General features: G+C 63.3%; 21 protein-coding genes. 12 read left to right on the top strand and 9 right to left on the bottom strand.

Annotated features, from left to right (window positions below; genetic code table 11):
- Positions 1-2: 2 nt before the first annotated feature.
- From AAG689_RS17640 to AAG689_RS17595, 10 genes are all read left to right on the top strand, one after another.
- A complete protein-coding gene (locus AAG689_RS17640; protein ID WP_406623092.1) occupies positions 3-2240 on the top strand; it encodes a DUF7024 domain-containing protein in 2238 nt (745 codons plus the stop codon).
- 11 nt (positions 2241-2251) lie between these two features.
- The gene (locus tag AAG689_RS17635; RefSeq protein WP_406623091.1) at positions 2252-3238 is read left to right on the top strand and encodes a glycosyltransferase family 2 protein; all 987 of its coding nucleotides are present in this window, start codon (positions 2252-2254) and stop codon (positions 3236-3238) included.
- Positions 3235-3984 carry a methyltransferase domain-containing protein gene (locus tag AAG689_RS17630; RefSeq protein ID WP_406623090.1) on the top strand — a complete coding sequence of 250 codons (750 nt, stop codon included), beginning with the start codon at positions 3235-3237 and terminating at the stop codon, positions 3982-3984. The genes AAG689_RS17635 and AAG689_RS17630 overlap by 4 nt, the downstream gene beginning before the upstream one ends.
- A 4-nt stretch (positions 3985-3988) precedes the next feature.
- Positions 3989-4849: a hypothetical protein gene (locus AAG689_RS17625; RefSeq protein ID WP_406623089.1), complete on the top strand. Its 861-nt coding sequence runs from the start codon at positions 3989-3991 to the stop codon at positions 4847-4849.
- 61 nt (positions 4850-4910) lie between these two features.
- Positions 4911-6077: a nucleotide sugar dehydrogenase gene (locus tag AAG689_RS17620; RefSeq protein WP_406623088.1), complete on the top strand. Its 1167-nt coding sequence runs from the start codon at positions 4911-4913 to the stop codon at positions 6075-6077.
- A gap of 7 nt (positions 6078-6084) precedes the next feature.
- Positions 6085-7146 carry a GDP-mannose 4,6-dehydratase gene (gene gmd / locus AAG689_RS17615; protein ID WP_406626366.1) on the top strand — a complete coding sequence of 354 codons (1062 nt, stop codon included), beginning with the start codon at positions 6085-6087 and terminating at the stop codon, positions 7144-7146.
- A gap of 2 nt (positions 7147-7148) precedes the next feature.
- Entirely contained in the window at positions 7149-8069 is a 921-nt protein-coding gene (locus tag AAG689_RS17610) for an NAD-dependent epimerase/dehydratase family protein (RefSeq protein ID WP_406623087.1), read from the top strand.
- A gap of 15 nt (positions 8070-8084) precedes the next feature.
- Entirely contained in the window at positions 8085-8933 is an 849-nt protein-coding gene (locus AAG689_RS17605; protein WP_406623086.1) for a glycosyltransferase, read from the top strand.
- Positions 8884-10416 (top strand): hypothetical protein, encoded by a 1533-nt coding sequence (locus AAG689_RS17600; RefSeq protein WP_406623084.1) that lies wholly within the window; start codon positions 8884-8886, stop codon positions 10414-10416. The genes AAG689_RS17605 and AAG689_RS17600 overlap by 50 nt, the downstream gene beginning before the upstream one ends.
- Positions 10417-10482: 66 nt before the next feature.
- Complete coding sequence (locus AAG689_RS17595) at positions 10483-11649, top strand: glycosyltransferase family 4 protein (RefSeq protein ID WP_406623083.1); 1167 nt, start codon at positions 10483-10485, stop codon at positions 11647-11649.
- Positions 11650-11730: 81 nt separating this feature from the next.
- Here the strand turns inward: AAG689_RS17595 and AAG689_RS17590 are convergent, their stop codons facing one another.
- The 7 genes from AAG689_RS17590 to metK form a co-directional block, all read right to left on the bottom strand.
- Positions 11731-13422, bottom strand: coding sequence for a glycosyltransferase (locus AAG689_RS17590; RefSeq protein ID WP_406626365.1), 1692 nt, complete (start codon positions 13420-13422; stop codon positions 11731-11733).
- A complete protein-coding gene (locus AAG689_RS17585) occupies positions 13419-13577 on the bottom strand; it encodes a hypothetical protein (protein WP_406623082.1) in 159 nt (52 codons plus the stop codon). The genes AAG689_RS17590 and AAG689_RS17585 overlap by 4 nt, the downstream gene beginning before the upstream one ends.
- Positions 13578-13586: 9 nt before the next feature.
- Positions 13587-15548: a tetratricopeptide repeat protein gene (locus AAG689_RS17580; protein ID WP_406623081.1), complete on the bottom strand. Its 1962-nt coding sequence runs from the start codon at positions 15546-15548 to the stop codon at positions 13587-13589.
- A 149-nt stretch (positions 15549-15697) separates the two neighbouring features.
- Positions 15698-16735, bottom strand: coding sequence for a bifunctional nicotinamide-nucleotide adenylyltransferase/Nudix hydroxylase (locus AAG689_RS17575; protein ID WP_406623080.1), 1038 nt, complete (start codon positions 16733-16735; stop codon positions 15698-15700).
- A gap of 39 nt (positions 16736-16774) precedes the next feature.
- Entirely contained in the window at positions 16775-17599 is an 825-nt protein-coding gene (locus tag AAG689_RS17570; RefSeq protein WP_406623079.1) for a cysteine hydrolase, read from the bottom strand.
- A 66-nt stretch (positions 17600-17665) separates the two neighbouring features.
- Positions 17666-17851 (bottom strand): DUF1328 domain-containing protein, encoded by a 186-nt coding sequence (locus AAG689_RS17565; RefSeq protein WP_020228986.1) that lies wholly within the window; start codon positions 17849-17851, stop codon positions 17666-17668.
- Between the two features lie 227 nt (positions 17852-18078).
- On the bottom strand, positions 18079-19260 hold the full coding sequence (metK, locus tag AAG689_RS17560) for a methionine adenosyltransferase (protein ID WP_406623078.1): 1182 nt from the start codon (positions 19258-19260) through the stop codon (positions 18079-18081).
- A 135-nt stretch (positions 19261-19395) separates the two neighbouring features.
- Between metK and AAG689_RS17555 the strand changes: the two genes are divergently transcribed.
- Both AAG689_RS17555 and AAG689_RS17550 read left to right on the top strand, forming a co-directional pair.
- Complete coding sequence (locus AAG689_RS17555) at positions 19396-20250, top strand: lysophospholipid acyltransferase family protein (protein WP_406623077.1); 855 nt, start codon at positions 19396-19398, stop codon at positions 20248-20250.
- Entirely contained in the window at positions 20247-21128 is an 882-nt protein-coding gene (locus AAG689_RS17550) for a lysophospholipid acyltransferase family protein (protein WP_406623076.1), read from the top strand. Before AAG689_RS17555 ends, AAG689_RS17550 begins: the two co-directional genes overlap by 4 nt.
- Positions 21129-21182: 54 nt before the next feature.
- On the opposite strand, the gene AAG689_RS17545 is transcribed toward AAG689_RS17550, so the two are convergent.
- Together AAG689_RS17545 and AAG689_RS17540 are read right to left on the bottom strand one after the other, a co-directional pair.
- Complete coding sequence (locus tag AAG689_RS17545; protein WP_406623074.1) at positions 21183-22091, bottom strand: alpha/beta fold hydrolase; 909 nt, start codon at positions 22089-22091, stop codon at positions 21183-21185.
- A gap of 3 nt (positions 22092-22094) precedes the next feature.
- On the bottom strand, positions 22095-23015 hold the full coding sequence (locus AAG689_RS17540) for a LysR family transcriptional regulator (RefSeq protein ID WP_406623073.1): 921 nt from the start codon (positions 23013-23015) through the stop codon (positions 22095-22097).
- Between the last annotated feature and the right edge of the window lie 88 nt (positions 23016-23103).

Below are 23103 nucleotides of genomic sequence, written 5' to 3'. Positions count from 1 at the left end.
TGATGCAATCGAACGTCATTGGTGCTGTCCTGAAGTCGAAATTCGATCTATCGAATCGAACTACAATTATTTTGGGTTGGGCAATTATCGGATTGATGGTGATGGCTTGGGCGCTTGCGCATGCCACGCCAGCAGCCAAGCGTGTGCTTTACAGCGACCAAGCCACGCATGTGATGATTGCCGACAGCCTCTGGAATGACGGTGACTTGAAGTATTCCTTGGATGACTTACGTCGGTTTTCATTGGACTATCCGCAAGAGTCTGGCCCAAGAGGTCTTTTTCTGAAGCAGGGAACTGCAGGTGAGTTGTTCTATGCAAAACCGTACATATATGGGATGGTTGCTGCACCGTTTCATGCCGCGCTCGGTATGGATGGATTTATTGTATTGAACGTACTCTGCCTGCTGGTTATCGGTTCGATAACTGCATTTGCGTTAAAAAGTGCGCTTGCGCATGGGTGGAGTTTCATCGCTTCCTTGGCGTTTGTTGTGCCTTCGGCATTTTTTCCGTGGGTATTCGTAGCTCATCCTGATATTTTCATTGCAGCGCTGCTCGCGGCAGGCACATACCTTTTATTGTCCGTAGGGATGAGTGGTCATTCGAGAGTATTTGGGGCCCTCATACTCGGTGCCGCACTGCATGAAAAAATTCCTTTCTTGGTGGTAATTCCTTTTATTATTCTGGCGATCCCAGACGTCGGATGGAGGCGTCGCAGCCTGATCGGTTCGCTCGTCGTAGTATCGTGGTTTGTATTCTCCGGCGTGAATTTAGCCATCGACGGTTCTTTGTTGTCATACCAGGGGTTGAGATTGTATGTTCGGGGTGCACCTTTTCCATTGGAGGACGGCTGGATTCCACCTACAAAAGGCATCACCGGTCACGTCTTCGACCCTCTGGGCGTCGCGGCTGCGATTGTCGGAAACCTGAGTCTATTGCCTACAAAAATCGCTGATTTTCTGGTGGGGCGGCAGACTGGAATAATTCCATACTTTACTGTTGCCGCAAGTCTTTTGATTATGCGGCCAGCTTTTACCTGGCAACGCTCGGCACTTGTACTGGTCGGTTTTTTTGCCTACATGGTGCTGCAGTGGCTCGTCTTTCCAACGAACGGCTATGGGGGGGCTGGCTCATATGGTTCGCGCTACATGATGCAGGCTTTACCTTTGATTCCATTGGCTTTCATCGGGGCTAAATATGAGCCATTCTCTCCCAAGCCGCTCGCTGTCCGCCGTTGGACGGGTGTATTTTTACTCGGAACGGCAATTCTTGGAATGTCAATTCAGTATCGGCTAATTCTCCCCGGCAATGAAGCCGTGATGCGATACTGGAGGGTTAATTTTGTTTCTCCGTTGAATTTCTTCCGTTTAGAAGAATGGCTCTTGCCAACGGTATTTTCTGGATTTTCTGATAAATATGTGGAGGAGGTGAGTGATGGGTATTTTAAGATATTTAAAACTGACAAAATCAATGAATCTTCATGGCCTCATGCTAACCGCGATGATCGAAGGTCGAATTTTTTGATATATAAAATGGATAAGGAAAGAAAATTTCCACCTGTCACTGTGGCAACGTCGGTAGACGCTTCGGTACGCATTCTCAGTGGGGGGCGCGTCGTGTGGAGCGGGGCGGTGCTTGCTGGACAAAATCAGGCTATCGAAATTGATAGCGCCGTTCCGTTTCGGCACGCATTCGATATGCTGTTCAAGAAGCATATTGCGTTGGCTGCGCTGGTGGTGGAGGCGGACGATTCCGGGGAAAAGGAGCCTGTGAATCCTACGCTGCATTTCCATGAAGATACACGTCCATTCTTTGAGGGTACTGGCAAGCGTTTGACAGTGGGGGAACTGGTTGCGCAAGGGGCTGAGCTTCGGAAAGGATGGAGTCATATCGAGCCCTGGGGCGTTTGGTCTGACGGTGACATGGCGGAAATCTCTTTTCGGGTAGGGAAAGGCGGGGCGAAATACGAGGCGGAACTGGACCTGCGTGCTTACGTTCCTGGGCAGCGGGAAGCGCTTGATGTCGAGCTTCGCTGTTCCGGCGGTGGTTCTCGCCATGTACGTTTCGAGAACGATGCTTTTAAGTTGGTCAACCTACCCTGTGAGAAATCACGCGACCATGAATACGTGCTGGTGAATGCAAAAATTCGTAATCCGACTTCTCCTCTGGCGGAAGGCCGGGGCGTGGATCCGCGAAGGCTGGGAATTGGTTTGAATGCGGTCAGAATTGAGCGAATTGATTAGAGGAAAGAAAAATGCAGAGAGTGGTCAGCTTCGTGATACCTGTTAAAGATGAGGCGGCTAGTCTCGATGAGCTTGCAGACCGAATTGTTGATTCGATGAGTCGTGAGCACCCTGCGGATGGTATTGAAATATTGTTTATTGACGATGGCAGTACGGACGGGAGCTGGGCCGTAATGCAATCAATCGCCGAGAGATTGCCAGGGATTGCAGGTGCAATACGTTTCCGCCGAAATATGGGCAAGGCGCTTGCATTGGAGGCAGGGTTCCGTGCGTCTCGTGGTGACATTGTTTTCACGATGGATGCCGACCTGCAAGATGACCCCAAGGAGATTTCGAGGTTTCTTGAAAAGCTGGAGCAAGGTTTTGATCTCGTGTCTGGCTGGAAGCGTACGCGTCACGACCCGTTGTCGAAGACCCTGCCTTCAAAAATTTTCAATGGAGTAACCTCGAAATTAACCGGAGTCAAACTGAATGACTTCAATTGTGGTTTTAAATGTTATCGCAGGGAAGTAATCGAAAACATCCGTCTTTACGGAGAAATGCACCGTTATATTCCTGTCCTGGCTTCAGATCTTGGATATCGCGTGGGCGAAATTGAAGTGGAGCATCATCCGCGTGTTCATGGAAAATCAAAATACGGCTGGGAGCGCTATGTCCGAGGATTCATTGATTTAGTTACGGTATTGGCAACTACGCGCTGGTTGGCCAAGCCTGGTCATTTGTTCGGGGGGGTCGGTGTAATTTTGGGATTGGCTGGCAGCGCGTCCTTGGTATATTTATTCATTGTTTGGCTGGGTGGCGGACCCCCCATTGGTGGGCGCCCCTTGTTGACCTTCGGTGTTTTAACCATGGTCGCTTCTTTGCAGATGCTTTCGCTCGGTATCATCGCGGAATTTTTTGTGCGAAGTTCTCCAATAGATATTGGCAAATATATTTCATCGCATTCGGGTGTGAGTCAGGATGCTGCCCAATTGATGCAAAAGAAAGATGTTCAATGAATCCTCAAGCCTATTTGAGCTATTCTCATGAGGTTTCGTCATGGCTCCATGCTGGTCGCTCCCAGCTTGTACAAAAGGTGCTTTCATGGTCTTTGACGGAATCGGTTGGCAACAGGGAGATGTTAGAGGTTGGGGCAGGAGTAGGGCAGAATATTCCGATGTTGAGCCAGTTTGGCCAAGTTGACGCGCTGGAATTGGATCCATTAGGTCTGGCCAAGCTTCGGGATTTGCAGCAGGTACGGCATGTGTTTGAGTCTGCCATCCCTTCTGATCTTCAAGGGATGTGGGATGTCATTTGTGCGTGTGACGTTATTGAACACATAGAGGATGATCGCTCGGCGATTCAGTGGATCTTCGATCACCTGAAACCGGGAGGGATTTTTCTTGCAACCGTCCCAGCTTTCCAATGGCTCTATAGTGACCATGACAGAGCGCTTGGTCATTATCGAAGATATAACGCAGAGAATTTTGAAAGACTGCTCCCCGCTGATGCGGTTCGTTTGTATGGGAGCTATTTCAATTCATACCTTTTCCCCTTGGGATTGGCTTCTCGAATGACGTGGCAAATGTGGCGTCGATTCCGAGGGCGAAATGAAGATGTGCCAAAAAAGCAGCCGGTGCCTACAGGGCGATATGCCGATAAAATACTTCGCACTGTGTTTCTGCAAGAGGTCGCGAATATGTCGGAAACAACTCGCCGAGGCTTCGGTTTGTCCTACTATGTGTGTGCTCGTAAGCTGAATTGACGAGATGAATTTGCCTGCTAAGAGGGTACTAAAGCTATTTGGCAAAATATTGGTGGTTTTGGCAATTGGCTTTGTTGTTTGGCGATTATATTTCTATGCGGGAGAGATCGATTTTTCTCGATTCGATGGTTGGAGGTGGTGTGCGATCTTGGTGTTGATCTTCCTGAGTGCAATCGCCAATGCCCTCCTTGCCCGCGCTTGGAGGCAGTTGCTACAAAATTTGGGTTGTCGGATTTCCGTGGACCAGGCGGTGAAGATTCACGGTGTGTCTCAATTGGCGAGATATATACCCGGAAATATTTTTCATCTGGCCGGAAGACAAGCCCTTGGCATGGCTGCCGGAATTGATGCGAAGGTGCTTGCTAAATCGACGGTATGGGAGTTGGCATTAATAGCCTTGGCTGCATCTCTTTTTTCAATATGGGTTTTGCCGAGGTTTGGCTTGGTTTTTCCGATGATGTGGGGTCAGATTGGGTTTGGCTTGTGCTTTCTTGGGTTGGCCCGTGTTGTTGGATATATATTCTCACGGTTCGTAACGTGGGCGTTCATATCTCATACGGTATTTCTTGCTGTCTCGGGCGGCATCTTCTTGATCTTGCTTTGGCTGAGTCATGAGGCGCCTTTGCCAGAGAGCATATGGACAAAAATAATAGGCGCATATGTGGTTGCGTGGCTGTTGGGATTGCTTGTTCCCGGAGCGCCTGCCGGAATTGGTATACGAGAGGCCGCACTCATTTACTTGCTCAATGGCGTGGTGCCTCAGGTAGAGGTGCTTACTTCGGTGATGCTCGCCCGTGCGGTAACTGTTATAGGAGATTTGTTGTTTTTTTTATATGCATTTTTTAAGAGGCAGCCGCAGGATTAGATATCTGCAGTTTCTCGCGTCGTGATTTCATTGGGTGCGTGCTTGTTTTGTTGGGGGGCTAATGAAAATAGCGGTGGCTGGAATGGGTTATGTGGGGTTGTCCAATGCGGTGTTGCTTGCGCAGAGTCATGAGGTGGTATCTCTGGATATAGATCCTGAGAAAGTTGCCATGTTGAACGCGCGGCGGTCGCTGATCGAGGATCCAGAGATTGAGAACTATCTCCGTGACAAGCAACTGCATCTGTACGCCACGGTTGACAAGGTGCACGCCTATGCAGGGGCGGATTACGTGGTGATTGCCACACCCACGAATTACGACCCGCAGACGAATTATTTCGACACGTCTTCGGTGGAGTCGGTGGTGCACGACGTGATGGAAGTCAACCCGCAGGCGGTGATGGTGATCAAGTCCACCGTGCCGGTGGGCTTCACGGAGCGGCTGCGTGAACGGCTGGGGTGCGGGCAGGTGATTTTTTCGCCAGAGTTTCTGCGCGAAGGCCGGGCGCTGTACGACAACCTGCATCCATCGCGCATCGTGGTGGGGGAGCAATCGGAGCGGGCTCGGGTGTTTGCCGATTTGCTGCTGCAAGGGGCCATCAAGCAGGATGTGCCGGTGTTGTTCACCGGCTCGACCGAGGCCGAGGCGATCAAGCTGTTTGCCAATACCTATCTGGCTATGCGCGTGGCCTACTTCAATGAACTGGACAGCTTTGCCGAGCAGCATGGGCTGGATGCGCGCCAGATCATCCAGGGGGTGTGCCTGGATGGGCGCATTGGGGGGCACTACAACAATCCCTCTTTCGGCTACGGCGGATATTGCCTGCCCAAGGATACGCGGCAGTTGCTGGCCAACTATCGCGATGTGCCGCAGAACCTGATCCAGGCCATCGTGCAGTCCAATATGTCGCGCAAGGATTTCGTTGCCGAGAGTATCCTGCGCCGCGAGCCTCGCCGGGTGGGGGTGTATCGCTTGATCATGAAGGCGGGCTCGGACAACTTTCGCGCTTCCAGCGTGCAAGGGGTGATGAAGCGCATCAAGGCCAAGGGTGTGGAGGTGGTGGTCTATGAGCCCACGCTGGCTGTGTCGCATTTCTTCCGCTCGCGGGTGGAGCCTGATCTGGCGGCCTTCAAGCGTGATTGCGACGTGATCATCGCCAACCGCATGGCGCCTGAACTGGCGGATGTGCAGGACAAGGTCTATACGCGCGATCTGTTCGGCGGGGATTGAGTATTTGATTTGGTTATTTGGAGGAAGAAGAGATGAGAAAAAAGCCGTCGTTACGGGAATCACGGGCCAGGATGGCGCTTATCTGGCGCAGTTGCTGCTGGACAAGGGCTACGCCGTGTATGGCACCTTTCGCCGGACGAGTTCGGTCAACTTCTGGCGCATCGAGGAACTGGGCATTCAGGGCCACCCCCATTTGCATTTGGTGGAATATGACCTGACGGACTTGTCGTCCAGCATCCGCCTGCTGCAGACGACCGAGGCCACCGAGGTCTACAACCTGGCGGCACAGAGTTTCGTGGGGGTGTCGTTCGAGCAGCCGGTGACGACGGCCGAAATCACCGGCATTGGCGCGGTCAACCTGCTGGAGGCGATTCGCATCGTCAACCCCAAGGTGCGCTATTACCAGGCCAGCACCTCCGAGATGTTCGGCAAGGTGCAGGCGATTCCGCAGGTGGAGTCCACGCCGTTCTACCCGCGCAGCCCTTACGGCGTGGCCAAGCTGTACGCGCACTGGATGACGGTCAATTACCGCGAGAGCTACGGCATCTTCGGCAGCAGCGGCATCTTGTTCAACCATGAAAGCCCGCTGCGCGGGCGCGAGTTCGTCACCCGCAAGATCACCGATGCCGTGGCCAGGATCAAGCTCGGCAAGCTCGATGTGCTTGAACTGGGCAACATCGACGCCAAGCGCGACTGGGGCTTTGCCAAGGAATACGTGGAAGGCATGTGGCGCATGCTGCAGGCCGACGAGCCGGATACCTTCGTGCTGGCCACCAATCGCACCGAGACCGTTCGTGACTTCGTGCGCATGGCGTTCAAGGGCGCCGGCATCGCCGTCGATTTCACGGGCAAGGACGAAGGCGAGGCCGCCGTGGACATGGCCACGGGCAAGACGGTAATGCGCGTGAACCCCAGGTTCTACCGCCCGGCCGAGGTGGATCTGCTGATTGGCGATCCGGCCAAGGCCAAGGCCAAGCTGGGTTGGGCGCCACAAACCACGCTGGAGCAACTGTGCCAGATGATGGTGGAGGTCGATCTGCGCCGCAACCAGGCGGGCTTTTCGTTCTGATCATGGCCTCGCAAGGCACGGGCGCCAAACGGGCGCTGATCACGGGGGCCGGCGGCTTTACCGGCCGCTATCTGGCGCGTGAACTGCGGCAGCATGGCTGGGAGGTGTGGGGCCTGGGGCATACGCCTGCGGCCGCATTCCCGGCAGCAGAGCTGCACCACTATGTGCAGACCGAGCTGAACGACTATGCGCCGCTGCAGGCGGCCGTGCTCCAGGCTGCGCCGCAGGCGGTGTTTCACCTGGCCGCGATTGCCTTCGTGGGCCACGGCTCGCCGGCGGATTTCTACCGTGTGAACGTGGGCGGCTCGCGCAATCTGCTGCAGGCGCTGGCCGGCCTGCCCACGGCGCCACAAAGCGTGCTGCTGGCCAGCAGCGCCAATGTGTATGGCAACGCGGCCGAAGGCCAGTTGGCCGAGTCCACGCCGCTGCGGCCTGCGAACGACTACGCGGTCAGCAAGGCCGCGATGGAAATGATGGCCAGTCTATGGGTGGACAGGCTTCCGCTGGCGGTGGCCCGTCCCTTCAATTACACGGGGCTGGACCAGTCCACCGATTTCCTGATTCCCAAGATCGTCGATCACTTCCGCCGCAAGGCGCCGATGATCGAACTGGGCAACCTGCACGTGTGGCGCGATTTTTCGGATGTGCGCGACGTGGTGCGCGCTTACCGGCTGCTGGCGGAAAAGCCCGTGGCGGGCGCGGTGGTCAACGTGGGATCGCAGGCGCTGCATTCGCTGCAGGACGTGCTGGACCTGTGCGCCCGCCTGACGGGCCACGCGATGGAGGTGCGCGTCAACCCCGCCTTCGTGCGCGCGAACGAGGTCAAGACCCTGCGTGCTGACACATCGCGGCTTGACGCGCTGATTGGCGAAAGAAGCCTGGTGCCGCTGGAGCAGACGCTGCAGTGGATGCTGGCGCCGTAGTAGCGCTCGTCCGCCATGAGAGTGCTTGTTTTTTCCGCCACCTATGACGAGGCGGGGAACATTGGCGGCGTGCTGAACGGGACAGTGGATGCCGTTCCGTATGCGGACATCCTGGTGGTTGACGATGCGAGCACGGACGGCACGGTTGCCGTCATGCGGGGCTTGCAACTGCCGCAACTCACCATCATCGAGCGTCCCGGAAAGATGGGGCTGGGCAGCGCCCATCTGCTGGCGTTTTGCCATGCCATGCATTGCGGTTACGACGTGCTGGTGAGCCTGGATGCGGACGGGTCGCACCAGCCGTGCGCCATTCCTTTGCTGATCGAGAAGATCCGAGAGGGCAATGACTTTGTCATCGGGTCGCGCTATTGCGCGGGCGGCCGCTGCGACTACACGGGCTATCGGCTGCATGTCAGCCAGGTGGCCAACCGGGCGGCGCGGCGGCTGCTGGGCATTGCGTTGTCGGAGTTCACCACGTCTTTCCGGGCCTTCAGAGTCACGGCGCTCAGGCGGCTTTGGCTGCCGGGGCTTCGCCGGGGCGGCTATTCGTTTTTCATGGCGGCGGTGGTGGAAGGGGCCCGGAATGATTTTCAGATGGTAGACGTGCCCATTCATTTCTTGCGGCGCGGCTATGGCGTTTCAAAGATCGCCAAGTTGGAAATTTTCCGGGGCATGGCCACGCTGCTGCAGTTGGCGGTCGTGAGACGGCTGCCGGTTTCCAAGTCCCGGCGGGGCGGTGGCCTTGCTCCCTGCCGGTCATGCGCGAGCCCTTACGCATGGATCGAGGGGATGCCCTCCGGCGCTTATGCCCGCGATGGCGGTGGCTGTGTCCAATGCGGTGCGAATGATGGCGCGGCCGTCTGATCTGGCTACGCGCCCGGCTGGGCGGTGCCCGGGCCTGGGATGGCTGTTGTTGTTCGGGGGGCTGGCGGGCCTGCTGTACCCGATGTCGCACATGCTGGCGGGGCTGCAGGATGGCGACGGTGTGTTGACGAGTTTGATATCCACCCAGAAGCTTACCTGGTACTTCTGGGGGCAGGACCGGTTGCTGAATTTCCTGCCGGCGCTGGCGGCTCCGGTGACGGACGTGCAGGCCAACGCGCACCTGCAGATATTCCTGCGCGCGTTCATGGCGTTCCTGGCCCCGGTGGGGCTTCTGGTGCTGATTCAGGAGGACCGCCGGTCATGGTTCATCACCACGGTTCTGGCCGGTTTTTTTCTGGCGCTTTCGCTGTCGGATCAATACGGGCTGTTCAACCTGTACGTGCAGCACAACCCTTTCGGCACCTCGCTCGTGCTGTGGGGGATCAGCACGGCGATTCTTCGCGCATGGCCAGGCGCCGCGAGTGTGCTGGCGGCGCTAGCGGCGGCTTTCCTGGCCTATGCCACGAATGCGGCGCTGATGATGCTCATGCTGCCCGTGCTGGTGTTCCTGATGCTCTTCGGCAAGGGGGAGGAGAGGCGCGGTTTATTCCTGTTGCTGGCGGTGCAGGCGGTGGCGCTTGTCATGGCGGCCGCGCATGCCTGGGTGTTTGGCGAGCGCTCCACGTCGCCGTTCATCCATCCCTCATGGCCTGCTGTCCTGGCCGTCTGGAAGACCCTGTCCACGCACTTGCACCTTGGGGGTCTGGGTGCCTTGGGCGCTGCCTCCGTCGTGGCCGCGCTGCTGCTGCGCACCCGTCAGGCGTGGCTGGTTCTGGTGCTGGCCGCGGCCATGCCCGTGGCGGTGACGGCGTTGAGTGCATTGGTGTGGGTGCAAGTCAACTTCTTCAACATCCGGTATTTCCTCGTTTTCGTGCTGGCGTACTGCACCTTCTGTGCCTTTTTGTGGGTGACCCTGTTTGCCAGGGTGCTCAACATGCCGGCGCAAGCCCTGGTGGCTGCGGGCTGCGTTGCCTATGTTTTCGTGGTGAAGCTCGGCGGGCTTTCCTCTGAGCCGGGCGAGATCGTCTCCACGACATGGCGCGGCCAGGCGAAGGCATCGGCGCTGGTGGTGGTCGAGGAAAAAGCCAACTTGGTCGCGGGTGGCTTCTGGGATGTCTGGCCTGTGGTGTTCCTGGCCAATGCGCATTGGCAGCGCAGGGGCAGCGATGGGCTTCCTGTCTACGGGGTGGCCCCACGGGGGCATGTGCTGAGGAACAAGCTGCTGGGCGAGGTGTCGCGGGAGAAGGGCCTGAAGGTGCTGTGCCTGGTGGATTCCATAGAGGAATGCGAGAAAGTCACCGGAGACCATCTGATCAGGGGGGCTGCGTTCCACATCGTCCAAAGGACGGTGCGCCCGGTGAAGATTGGCGAGAAGACCGGCTTTCTGTATGAGGTTGCGCCTATCCCATCGACGCCCCGGTGAGCGCTGCCGCGGTGTTGCTCCTCTCTCGGCTCGGCGATACTTCTGCTCGTGAAACTCGATGTGATCTTGGGCGCTGACGCCCTGCGCCCGCCGCTGACCGGCATTGGCCGCTACACCTATGAACTGGCCATGCGGCTGGCACGGCACGAGGAGGTGGCGCGGCTGCGGTATTTCTCCATGGGGCAATGGCTGGACGACCCGCTGGAGGCGCTGGGGACACCAGTGTCAAGCACGGTGGCCCCGGCGGCCGTTGCGGTGCGCGAGCGCACTACCTTGCGCACGCGGCTGGCCGGGAATCCTCTGGCGGTGCGGGTGTTCTGTGCCATCACGCCAGCGTTTTTCGGCTGGCGCCTGCGCGGCAACCAGCAGGCGATCTACCACTCACCCAACTACGTCGTGCCTCCGTTCCAGGGGCGCACGGTGAGCACGGTGCTGGATCTGTCGCACATCCTGTACCCGCAGTTCCACCCGCGGGCTCGCGTGGATTATCTGAACCTGACTCTGAGGCCGAGCCTGGCGCGCACGGACCATGTGATCGCCATCTCCGAGGCGGTTCGCCGGGAGATGATCGAGCGCCGTCTGATGCCGCCCGAGCGCATCACCGCGATCCACCTGGCGGCCGATTCCGTCTTCCGCCCCCACACGCCGCAGATGCTGGAGCCCGCCATGCAGGCGCTGGACTTGCGTGCGGGGCGCTACACCTTGTTCGTCGGCACCGTGGAGCCACGCAAGAACGTGGAGCGGCTGGTCCAGGCGTATGAGTGCTTGCCTGCCGCGATGCGCCGTGAATGGCCGCTGGTAGTGGCGGGGGGCAAGGGCTGGAACTCCGAAGCCATCCATGCGCGCATGGCCCGCGCGCAGGCCGAGGGCTGGCTGCGCTACGTGTCGTTCGTTGATCAGCATTGGCTGCCGGCGTTGTATGCGGGCGCACGGCTGATGGCGTATCCGTCGCTGTATGAAGGCTTCGGCCTGCCCATCGTCGAGGCGATGGCGAGCGGCACGCCGGTGCTGACGTCCAATCTTTCGTGCATGCCCGAGGTGGCTGCGGGTGCGGCCCGGCTCGTGAACCCGCTGGACGTGGAGGACATTGCCGCCGCCTTGGCGGAATGTTTGGGCAGCGATGCCTGGCTGGCACAGGCTCGTGCCCAGGGGCTGGCCCGGGCTGCCACGCTGTCGTGGGATGCCTGTGCAGATCAGACCGTGGCGGTGTATCGCAAGCTTGGGTCTTTTTGAATGAAAATGACCTCTAGCGCTCGTGTAGAAAGCGCAAGCAGCTATCGATAACATAGCGATCTTGCGGCTGGCGCGCTGCCGTCAGCCTTCGCCGGCCTTTCGCTGCGCGCCTACTTCCTTGCGGGCCAGGCACAGCAGTGTCGTGGCGATCATGTATTTGCCTACGTTGAACCATGAGTTGAAGATACGCGACTTGCCTGCCGTGCGCAGGTTCATGGAGACGGGCACTTCGGCGATCGTGAGGCCCGCCCTGCGGATCAGCAACAGCGCGCCCAGATCCTGGTAGTCGAGCAGCGTGGCTTCGCGGGAGGCGAGCACGCGCATGGCCTCGCGGTTGTACAGCCTGAAGCCCGAGGTCAGGTCCCGCAGGTCGAACCCCGCCAATTGACGGAACCAGTGCCAGGCCAGTTGGCGCAGCCGGCTGGCGCGTTCAGGAAATGCACCAATGACCAAGTCTGCCTGGCGATGTGCCTGGAGCAGCGTGGGAAGCTCGGCGACTTCGTGCTGGCCGTCCGCATCCATGGTGACGACGGCCCGGTAGCCATGGCGCAGGGCGTGGCGGATGCCCGCCTGCATGCCGCCCCATGCACCTACGGGCAGCGCGGGGCTGAGTACCTGTGCGCCCGCGGAGCGGGCGATGGCGGCGGTGTCGTCGGTGCTTTGGTCGTTGATGACCAGCACGTCGCGCCAGCCCGCCGCTTGCAGGTCGTGCAGCACGGCGCCGATGGTGGCGGCTTCATTGCGGGCGGGAATGACGATTAGCACGTCTTTGCACGGTGGGCTGCAGGCGGCATCGGGTGCGGCCAGGGCGTATTGGCCCGCCATGCGGCGCTCGCAGGCGGTGATGGAGAAAGATTCCCGCAGGGCGCGCTGGCCGGCCTGGCCCCATCGGGTGCGCAGCGCGGGGCTGTCGTGGGCCTGGGCAATGGCCGCCCGCCAGGCGGCCACGTCTTCCACCGGCACCCGCAGGCCGGCGCCGGCTGTGGCAACCACCCATGGCATGCCCGAGCCCGGCAGCGCCGACACGATGCAGGGCCGGGCGTGCTGCATGGCTTCCAGCAAAACGATGCCGAAAGCCTCGGTGCGCTCGCGCGAGGCCAGGCAGAACACGTCGCAGCTTTGCAGCAGGGCGCTTTTCTCCGCGTCGCTGACGTTGCCCAGCAGGCGCACGTTGGGCGCCTGGCTCGCCGGGGTTTGCGCCTGGATCAGCGCCTGCAGTGCATCGCGCAGTTCGCCTTCCCCCACGATCAGGAGCTCCACGCCGCTCAACCCGGCGGCGGCCTGGATCAAGGTCTCAAAGCCCTTGTAGTAGGTCAGCCTGCCGATGGACAGCAAGCGCAGCGTGCCGTTCCGCCATGGCGGAGGCACTGAAGTGGCTGGGGTTTCTTCATTGGTAATGTTCAGTCCCAGGGGGATGACGGCGCACTTATCCTTCCATCGCCTCAGGGGCTCGCTGGCCTCCAGATACGGGGGAGAGGTTGCGATGATGCGCGAGGCGTGCTGCAGCACGGCCTGCTCGAACGGCCGGTAGAGCCGGTAGGCGAGCGCGACCGGGAGGCGGATCTTCGACACCACGACGTCGGACTGCCAATGCACCACCCAGGGCAGCGCGCGGGCTTTGGCCAGGGTCAATGCCCACAGGGCCGAATTGTTTGGCATGTGCAGGTGCAGCACGTGGGGCTGGTGCCGGGCGATGGCACGCGCCATCGCGGAGCGGAAACCGATGGCGATGGGGGCGTAGACAAACTGCCCCTGCACGGGCACGCGGGTCAGCCAGGGGGATCCCCGGCCTCGGGCGTACCGTGCACCAGGGCGGCGGCATCGATGCCGGCCTGACGCTGGGCGTTGACGAGGTCGGCCAGGAAGACTTCCATGCCTCCCCGGTGCGGCGGATAGAACTTGCCAATGTGCAGGATGCGCAGAGTCACGGCGGTCCGCTATTCCTTCGAGGCTGCGACCGTATCGCGCAGGCGTGTGTACTGCAGGTTGTTGGGCTGGAGTTTGAGCGCCTCGTCCAGGTCGGCCAGCGCGGCCTTTTTCTGGCCGAGCTGCCGGTAGGCCAGGGCGCGGCCGTAGTAGGCCGGTGCGCTGGGGTTGCGGGCGACGAGCTGGTCGAACATCTGGATGGCCGCTAGCGGCAGGTTCTTGCCGACGAAGGCCATGCCCACACCCAGGGCGAAGCGGGGGTCGCTGGGCCTTTGCTGCAGCAGCGCCTTGAAGTCACCGAGGGCCTCGTCATACATTTGCGCAGCCATTGCGATTTCTGCGCGCCGCACGCGCATGAGCAGCAACTGGTCTGGCGTCGTGTCGGGGCTGTGTTGCGCCAGCTCCAGTGCAGTGCTGTAACTTTGGTAGGCCGGGGCCAGTTGTCCGGTGGCGGCAAGCGATTCGCCTTGGTGGTAATGCAGGGGGTGACCAGAATAGCCCATGGCTCGCGCGACCGAGAAGGCGTGGAGTGCCGCGGCGTCCTGCCGTTTCATTTGCAGGATGACGCCGGAGTTGTACAGCGCCATGCCGCCCAGCTCTCCCCGGTCTCCGAAGGTTTTTGCGATGGTCAGGTTGCGTTCCGCCTGATCCAGCATCTGCCGCTTCAGGTAATAGGCGCCCAGGTTCAGGAAGGGGCGGCTGCGCCCCACGGCGTTGGCGGGGGCCTGGAAGTCGGTCTTCTCCGCCGCGTCTGTCCAGGCGGTGACTTCATTGTGCAAGGACATGTTGCGCTCCAGCGCCAGCGCGCCGAGCAACAGGCCGGCGACGGCGCCCAGGGCGTAGATGGTGCGTGGCCGCAGGCCGATCAGGAGGATGGCCAGCAGCCCGGGCAGCATCGTGGCCCAGAGGTAGCTGCGGTAGAGCACGAACGGATCCTGCACCCAGACGGTGGCGAATTCGGTGCAGAACCACAGCAGAGGAAAGAGCAGGAGCAGGCCCGCCAGGCTCGGCGCGCCGGTGCGCCGCAGCAGCAGCCAGACGGCGGCAGCGAAAAGGGCCAGGTAGCCGATGGCGCCAGCGAGCTGCCACGAGGCGAGCTCCAGGGGGAACGCCGGCCGCAGGTCGATGGACAGCCACCCCAGGTAGGGCACGAGCCAGCGCAGTCCATAGCCAAAGAAGAGCGCCGCCTGGTTCATGATGCTCAACGGGTACATGTGCTGACTGACGCCTGGCCGCAGCGCGTCGAGCTGCTGGGCAAAGGCCCGGGATTGCGCGTCGAAGAGCTGGCCGACCAAGCTGCCGTAGAAATTCAGGAGCACGGCGGCGGCGACAGCGAGCAGCAGCAGTGCGGAGCCGGCCACGGCCGCGATGCTCTTCCAGCCTGGGCGCCGCACGTAGATATAGAGCGGAATCGCCAGGGCGGCGGTCATCACCGCATGCTCCTTGGACAGCACGGCGAGCGCGTAGCAGAGCACGGCCAGTCCATACCATGGCCAACGCCGGGCCGTCAGTGCGCGCACCCACGCCAGACAGGCCAGCAGGGCGAACAGCGTCGCCATGAGAATCGACCGCTGGATCAGGTAGCCCACCGCGTAAACGGCGACCGGGTGGAGCGCGAAAAGGGCGGTGCCCACCTGCAGAGCGGCGGTCCGGGAGGCGACGAAATGGGGCTGGCTTTCGATGTCGTCGGGAAAACGGGTCAGCGCGAACAGCGACCTGAGCAGTGCATACAGGGCTGCGACCGCGGCCAGGTGCAGTGCGACGTTGACCAGGCGCTGCTTCCAGAAGCCAGGCCCTGCGAGATGTTCGACCCAGATGAAGCTGCCATACGAGACCATGCGCTGCTTGATGTCCAGCAGGCTTCCGTAGGCTTTGAAAAGCGAGCCGTTCTGGAGCGACGAGACGTCGTCGAACAAAAGGTCGTTGTACAGCCCCGGCAGGTAGACGCCCAGCACGGCGGCCAGCAGAACCAAGGCAAACAGCCAGGAAAGGTACTTGGTTCGCTTTTCAGTGTTCGGGGGGGACTCATGGTGGTGTTCGGCGATCGCGCCGGCATGGCTGGCGAGGCGATGGAGGCTAGAAAGTGTAATTGCCCCCCTTCATGAGCCCTGCCGAGTGCGGCTCAGGTGGAGGGGGTGAGGCGCAAAAAACGATCCAATAGGTGGAAATGGTCTTCGAAAAAGGCATCTTCCATGCGCGCCAGTTGGTGGAACGGAGTCCATTGCACCTGCGCCGCGTCGTCGTCGGCGCGCACGGCGGGCAAGGGTGCGTCGCCCAGATCGAAGTAATGCGCGTGGGTGATGGTGCGCCCGCGCTGGCTGCGGTCGGGGTGGTCGAAGACGGCCACCTCCCGCAGCGCGGCGCGCAGGGTGGATTCGGGCAGGGCGCAGTGGGTTTCCTCGGCCAGCTCGCGCAGGCAGGACTGCCAGAGGGTTTCGCGCGGCTCGATGAAGCCGCCGGGCACGGCCAGCAGGCCCTTGCCGGGGGCGTGGGCGCGGCGGATGAGCAGCACGTGGTCCTGGCAGCGCAGCACCGCGTCCACGGTGACGAAGATGGGCGGGTAGGGCGCGGCGGACCAAGCTTGGCGGTAGTCGCGCAGCATGCGCCATTCCTGTTGCAGTGCGGCGTAGTGGGGCGTGCGCGCGAGCCGCTCCAGCAGGCGGTGCGTGGCAGGGGGAATGTCCGCTGCCAGCGGCGCGAGCGCCGCGGCCAGGGTGTCCGGCGTGGCGCCGAAGTAGGCATCGCGCAATGTGGTGGCGTCCATGCCGCCCTGGCGCTCCATACGGATGAGTTCCCAGTCGGGAAAGGCGTCCAGGTAGCTGCTGGTGGCGTCCTTGAAGTGGCCCACGAGGGCGATGCGCTCCTGCGGCCCGGCCAGCCGTGCGACGGCCTCGCGCACGGCGCGCACCCACACGGCTTCGTTGTAGTAGTCGCGCACGGGCAGCACGGTGAGGCGTGCGGCGTCCGGCGCGGGCAGGGCGCCGCGCAGCATGGCCTCGCGCTCTTGCCAGGTGAAGGGGTTCTTGGGCGTGCGCGCCTGGTAGGCGGAGCCGACGATGACGATGGCCCGTTGCGCGCGCGCCAGCGCCTCGCGCAGCAGGGCCACATGGCCGGCGTGGACGGGCTCGAAGCGGCCGATGAGGATGGCGGTGTCGTACATGCTTCAAAAAGAGAGCTGCTTACGCTTGCTGAATAAGCGCTAGAGGCTGATTTGGCTTGAGGTGGCCAGTTGTGCGCCCTGCGCGCGCATGGCGTCGAGAAAGGCCGTGTGCTGCGCCTCGAAGCCCGCCACGGGGCTCATGCAATCGGTCAGCAGCACGAGGCGGCTGGCATTCCAGCCGGGCGCGATGAGCGGCAGGTGCTGCACGATGTGTTCGGTGGTGGCGCGCACGCAGTGGCTGCTGGCCTCGCCGGCGATGAGCAGCAGGCCGGCGCGGCCCAGGTCCTCCAGCAGGCGGGTGTTGAGGGCCGTGGCGGGGTCGGCCGGATCGGGCACCTCGGCCTGCACGGCGCTGTAGTGCTCCGTCCACGGGTTCATGCCCTTGAACACGTGATGCACGGCGCGCAGTTGCCGTGCCTGCCATGCGCCGCAGGCCGCGAGCACGTCGGCGTGCACGCCGTGGCCCCAGCTGCCGATTTCGCAGTGCACAGGCCACACCATGAGCGTGTAGCGGCCCTGCGTTTCCAGCGCGTCGAGGTAGGCCAGCACGCGCGGCAGCGCCTGGGCGTCGCGCGGAGCGAAGGCGCCGGCGCGGACCTTGGCTGCGGTGATGGGCGTGAAGGGCGGCACATCGCTGCCGTCGCCGCGCTGCCAGAACGGCGGATGGGCGATGTCGTAGCGCTGGTGCGAGTCCAGCGTGACGGTGATCTTCCCGATGCGCCCGCCCTGCATGCGGAGGAGCGCGGCCAGGCGCTGCATGTCCGCATGCGCGCCCGGCACGGGCAGCGTGGGCGCTGCGGCGCCCTCAGCAGGCAGGTCGCAGAAGTCGTTCTGGGGATCGATGGCGAGCAGGTGGACGGACATGGCGCGGAAGCGGTCGTGCAGAGCCCGCAGTGTAGGCAACTGCGCGGCCGCGCCCGGCCGCCGCCGTCATTTGAGCGCCTTGCGCGCAGCGCCGATGCCCAGCAGCGCCAGCACCAGGAACACCACGGCCAGCACCAGGAACAGCACGAACAGTACCTTGGCGATGGCGGCCGAGCCCGCGGCCACGCCGGTGAAGCCCAGCGCCCCGGCGATGAGCGAAATGATGGCGAAGATGATGGCGTACTTCAGCATGGCAGTTCCCTTTCGTTACGGGAGCAACGATAGGGAGCCGGGCACCATCCGGCCGTCGGTGTGGCGGCCGGGGCGATGTAGGAGCGGGGCGTGTGCTTACCGCCCGGCTGCTGTACGCAGCGCCTGGGCTTTGTGGCTTCGGCCCGGCCCTGCGGGCCTTCACTTCGCTGCGCGAAATGAGCCTGCGCCGCAAGGCTGCCGAATCCGCTGGCGCGGATTGCCGGGCTTTACAGCCCGGCCGCTGCACGCAGCGCGGCAGCCTTGTCCGTCCTCTCCCAGGTGAACTCGGGCTCCTCGCGGCCGAAGTGGCCGTAGGCGGCGGTCTTCTGGTAGATCGGGCGCAGCAGGTCGAGCATCTGGATGATGCCCTTGGGCCGCAGGTCGAAGTGCTCCAGCACCAATTGCGCGATCTGCTCGTCGGGCATCACGCCCGTGCCCTCGGTGTAGACCGTGACGTTCATCGGCCGCGCCACGCCGATGGCGTAGGCCACCTGGATCTGGCACTGGCGCGCCAGGCCCGCGGCCACGATGTTCTTGGCCACGTAGCGCGCGGCGTAGGCGGCGCTGCGGTCCACCTTCGTCGGATCCTTGCCGCTGAACGCGCCGCCGCCGTGCGGGCAGGCGCCGCCGTAGGTGTCCACGATGATCTTGCGGCCCGTCAGGCCGCAGTCGCCCTGCGGGCCGCCGATGACGAAGCGGCCCGTGGGGTTGATGAGGTACTTGGTGTCCTGCAGCCACTCCTTGGGCAGCACGGGCTTGATGATCTCCTCGATGACGGCCTCGGTGAAGCTGGCCTTCATCTTGGTGGGCGTCTCGCTCTGGTCGGGGTGGTGCTGGGTGGAGAGCACCACGGTGTCGATGCTGTGCGGCTTGCCGTCCACGTAGCGCATCGTCACCTGGCTCTTGGCGTCGGGCCGCAGGAAGGGCAGGCGGCCGTCCTTGCGCAACTGTGCCTGGCGCTCGACCAGGCGGTGCGCGTAGTAGATGGGCGCGGGCATCAGCTCGGGCGTCTCGTCGCAGGCGTAGCCGAACATCAGGCCCTGGTCGCCCGCGCCGGTGTTCAGGTGGTCGTCGCTCGCGTGGTCCACGCCCTGGGCGATGTCGTTGCTCTGCTTGTCGTAGGCCACGAGCACCGCGCAGCCCTTGTAGTCGATGCCGTAGTCGGTGTTGTCGTAGCCGATGCGCTTGATGGTATCGCGCGCCACCTGGATGTAGTCCACGTGGGCGTTGGTGGTGATCTCGCCGGCCAGCACGACCAGGCCGGTGTTGGTCAGCGTCTCGGCAGCCACGCGCGAGCGGGGGTCCTGCTCGAAGATCGCGTCGAGGATCGCATCCGAGATCTGGTCGGCCACCTTGTCTGGGTGGCCCTCGGAAACCGATTCGGAGGTGAAGAGGAAATCGTTCGCCATTTGAATAAACTCCTGTGTTCAGCACTTTTGGGCGTTGCCCGCAGTCCTTGAGGAGCCTGTGGCGAACGCTTTAGCAGTTGTGTTTAACGTCGCCCTGCAAGTTGCTCAGTTAACTCGGCGACGTCCGCCATTTTAATGCCATCCGTCTTCCGCTTCCTTTCCGCACTGCCGCTCCGGCTGCTGCACGCCATCGGCGCGCTGCTGGGGTGGGTGGCGTTCGGCGCCTCGGCCACGTACCGGCGGCGCTTTCTGGAGAACGCCGCGCGCGCAGGCTACCGGCTGCGCGACGTGCGCGCGGCCGTGGGCCACGCGGGCCGCATGGTGGCCGAGGCGCCGCGCCTGTGGCTCGCGCCGGCGCTGCCGCCGTGCGAGGTGCGCGGCGCCGAATGCGTGGAGCGCGCGTGGGAGGCGGGGCGGGGCATCGTCTTCCTCACGCCGCACATCGGCTGCTTCGAGATGTCGGTGCAGGAGGGGGCGCGGCGCTGGGCGCCCGGGCACGGCCCCTTCACCATCCTCTACCGACCCGCGCGCCAGCCCTGGCTGGCCCGCGTGATGCAGACGGCGCGCAACCGCCCCGGCATCCACGCGGTGCCGACCACGCTGCAGGGCGTGCGCCAGATGCTCAAGGCGCTGCGCGCGGGCCGCGCCGTGGGCCTGCTGCCCGACCAGGTGCCGCCGCAGGGGCAGGGCCTGTGGTCGCCGTTCTTCGGCCGCGACGCCTACACCATGACGCTGGCCGCGCGCCTCGTGCAGCAGACGGGCGCCGCCGTGATCCTGGCGCGCTGCGAGCGCCTGCCCAGCGGGCGTGGCTACGTGCTGCACCTGGAGGATCTGCCCGAGCCCCTGGCCCCTACACTCGACGCCGCCGTGCGGCAGATCAACCAAGCCATGGAACACCTCATCCGCCAAAGCCCCGGGCAGTACCTCTGGGGCTACGCCCGCTACAAGCAGCCGCGCGCCGAGGCGCACACGGTGGAGACGGGCGCATGACGTCGCGGCTGGCGTCACGTGCGGGTATCGCGCTGCTGAACCTGCTGGGCCGCCTGCCGCTGCCCGCGCTGCGCGCACTGGGCGCCTTCATCGGCCGGGTGCTGTTCGTGCTGGCCGCGCCGCGGCGCAAGGTGGCGCTGCGCAACCTGGCGCTGTGCTTTCCCGACGTGCCCGAAGCGCAGCGCCGCGCCTGGGCGCGCGAGTCGTTCGAGGTGTTCTGCCAGACCTTCCTCGACCGGGGCTGGCTCTGGTCCGCGTCCGAATCGGTGGTGCGCAGCCGCGTGAAGCTCACCGGCGCGTTGCACGAGTTGGAGGGCGACACGCCCACCATCGTCTTCGCGCCGCACTTCTACAGCATGGACGCGGGCGGGCTGGCGCTGCCTTTGAGTACCACGCGCGAATTCACCTCGATCTTCGCGACCAACCCCGATCCGGTGCTCGACGCCTGGTTCATGGGCGGGCGCCAGCGCTTCGGCAACGTGCGCATGCTCAACCGCGCCGACGGGGTCAAGCCCATCGTCTCGTGCCTGCGCAAGGGCGGGCTGCTGTACCTGCTGCCCGACATGGACTATGGGCCGGGCGATTCGGTCTTCGTGCCCTTCTTCGCCGTGCCCGATGCGGCCACCATTCCCTCGCTCTCGCGCTTCGCGCGCCTGGGCCGCGCCAAGGTCGTCGCGCTCTACAGCCGCATGACGCCCGAGGGCTACGTGGCCGAGCTCACGCCCGCGTGGGAACACTTCCCCACCGACGACCACGTGGCCGACACCGCGCGCATGAACCGCGAACTGGAGGCGGCCATCGGCACCATGCCCGCGCAGTACTACTGGGTGCACCGGCGCTTCAAGACGCGGCCCGAGGGGCAGCCGCCGCTTTATTGAAGAAAAACGGCGCCAGCGCTTGTCCGGCAAGCGCAACCAGCTATCAAAAATGAATCATTCCGCGAGGAAGGCGGCCAGCTCGCGCTGCACCAGCGCGGGCTGCTCGTGCACGATCCAGTGCGTGGCGCCTTCCACGCGGCGCACCTCCAGGCGCGGCACCCATGGCTCCAGGCCGTCCAGCAGGCCGGGCAGCAGGGCCGGGTCGTCCATGCCCCAGAGCACGCGGGTGGGCGCCTGCACGGTCAGCATCTCCGGCGGCAGCTGCAGGGCGTGGATGCCCTCGTCGCCCGGGGCGGGCGGCCTGAGCGGGCTGGCGCGGTAGTAGTGGCAAGGGCCGGCCAGGCCCGCGCTCCAGAGCGCCTGGTATCGCGCGCGCAGCTCGGGCGTGAGCCAGCCGGGCGCACTGCCGTCGGCGTGGCGGAAGAAGTTGAACAGGCGGCGAAAGCCGTCCTCGGCCAGCATCGCCTCGGCATCGGGGCGGCGCAGGAAGTGCATGTAGGCGCTGGCGCGCTGCTGGGCGGCGCTGGTTTGCAGCTCGCGCAGGAACGTGCCTGTGTGCGGCGCGTTGAGCACCATCAGCCGCTCCAGCAGCGCCGGGTGCTGGTTGGCGAGGCTCCACGCCAGCGCGCCGCCCCAGTCGTGCGCCACCACGGCCGAAGCGCGCCCGCCCTCGGCGGCGATCAGCGCGGCCAGGTCCTGCACCAGCAGCCGGGGGCGGTAGTCGGCTTCTGCAGCGGGTGCGCTCGATGGTGCGTAGCCGCGCAGGAACGGCGCCACGCAGCGGTAGCCGCCATGGGCCGGATCGGCGAAGTGGGCCAGTAGCGCGTCCCAGACGAAAGCGCCCTCGGGAAATCCGTGCAGGAACAGCAGCAGCGGCCGCCCCGGCGCGCCCGCCACGCGGCAGTGCAGGGTGATGCCGTGCGGCAGGGCGTGGGCGGTTTCTTGTACGGGGGCGTGCGTCATGTGCTATTTCTTTCGTAGCTGCTTGCGCTTGACAGGTAAGCGCTGGAGGCTTATTTCATTCAAATTGTCGAGAAATGCCTGTGCCGCAGGCGACAGCGGCCGGCCGCGCCGGCGCACCACGCCCACGCTGCGCGCGATGCGCGGGGCCACCAGCGGCACGCCGGCGAGGGAGGTGCCTGCGGCCAGCGCCAATTGCGGCACCGCGCCCACACCCACGCCCGCCTCGACCAGGCTCAGCACGGCGGGCACGTGCTGCGCTTCGCAGTGCCAGCGCGGGCGGGCGCCGCTGCCGGCCAGGCCCTGTTCGATCAGCAGGCGGTTGCCGCTGCCCGGCGCCAGCGCGATGCAGTCGTGCGCGGCCAACTCGGCCCAGGCGACCTCCGCGCGCTGCGCCAGCGGGTGGTCGCGGCGGCAGGCGAGCACGAAGGGCTCGTCCACCAGCAGGTCGAAGTCCAGGTCGGGCTCCTGCGTGCCCAGGTAGCTGATGCCGAAATCGGCCTCCGAGCGAGCGACGGACATCAGAATTTCCGGGGCTGGCTGGTCCAGCACGCGCAGGCGGATGCGCGGAAAGCGCTGCTGGAAGCCGCGTGCGGCTCGGGCCACGAAGTTGTCCACGGCCGAGGGGATGCAGGCCACGGTGACGAGGCCGTGGATGCGCTCGGCCAGATCCGCCATGCCCAGCAGTGCGCCCTCCAGCTCGGCCAGCACGTGCCGCGCGCGCGGCAGGAAGGCGCGGCCCATGGCGTTCAGCTCCACCTTGCGCGTGCTGCGCTCCAGCAGGCGAAAGCCCAGCGCCTGCTCCAGCTTGTCCACGCGGCGCGAGAGCGCGGGCTGCGACAGGTGCAGCGCCTCGGCGGCGGCGCGAAAGCTGGCCAGGTCGGCCACGGCGACGAAGGCGCGCAGGTCGGAGAGGTCGAAATTCATGCGCAAAGCCTATCAATCCAACGAATCTTTGCAATTTACAGCGAAGCGCGTTGCCGCGAGGATGCGCGGGCATTCGATAACGCAAGGA

The sequence above is a fragment of the Acidovorax sp. SDU_ACID1 genome, from assembly GCF_045291395.1.
Classification (GTDB): domain Bacteria; phylum Pseudomonadota; class Gammaproteobacteria; order Burkholderiales; family Burkholderiaceae_C; genus MR-S7.
This window is presented reverse-complemented; position numbering and strand designations above follow the sequence as displayed.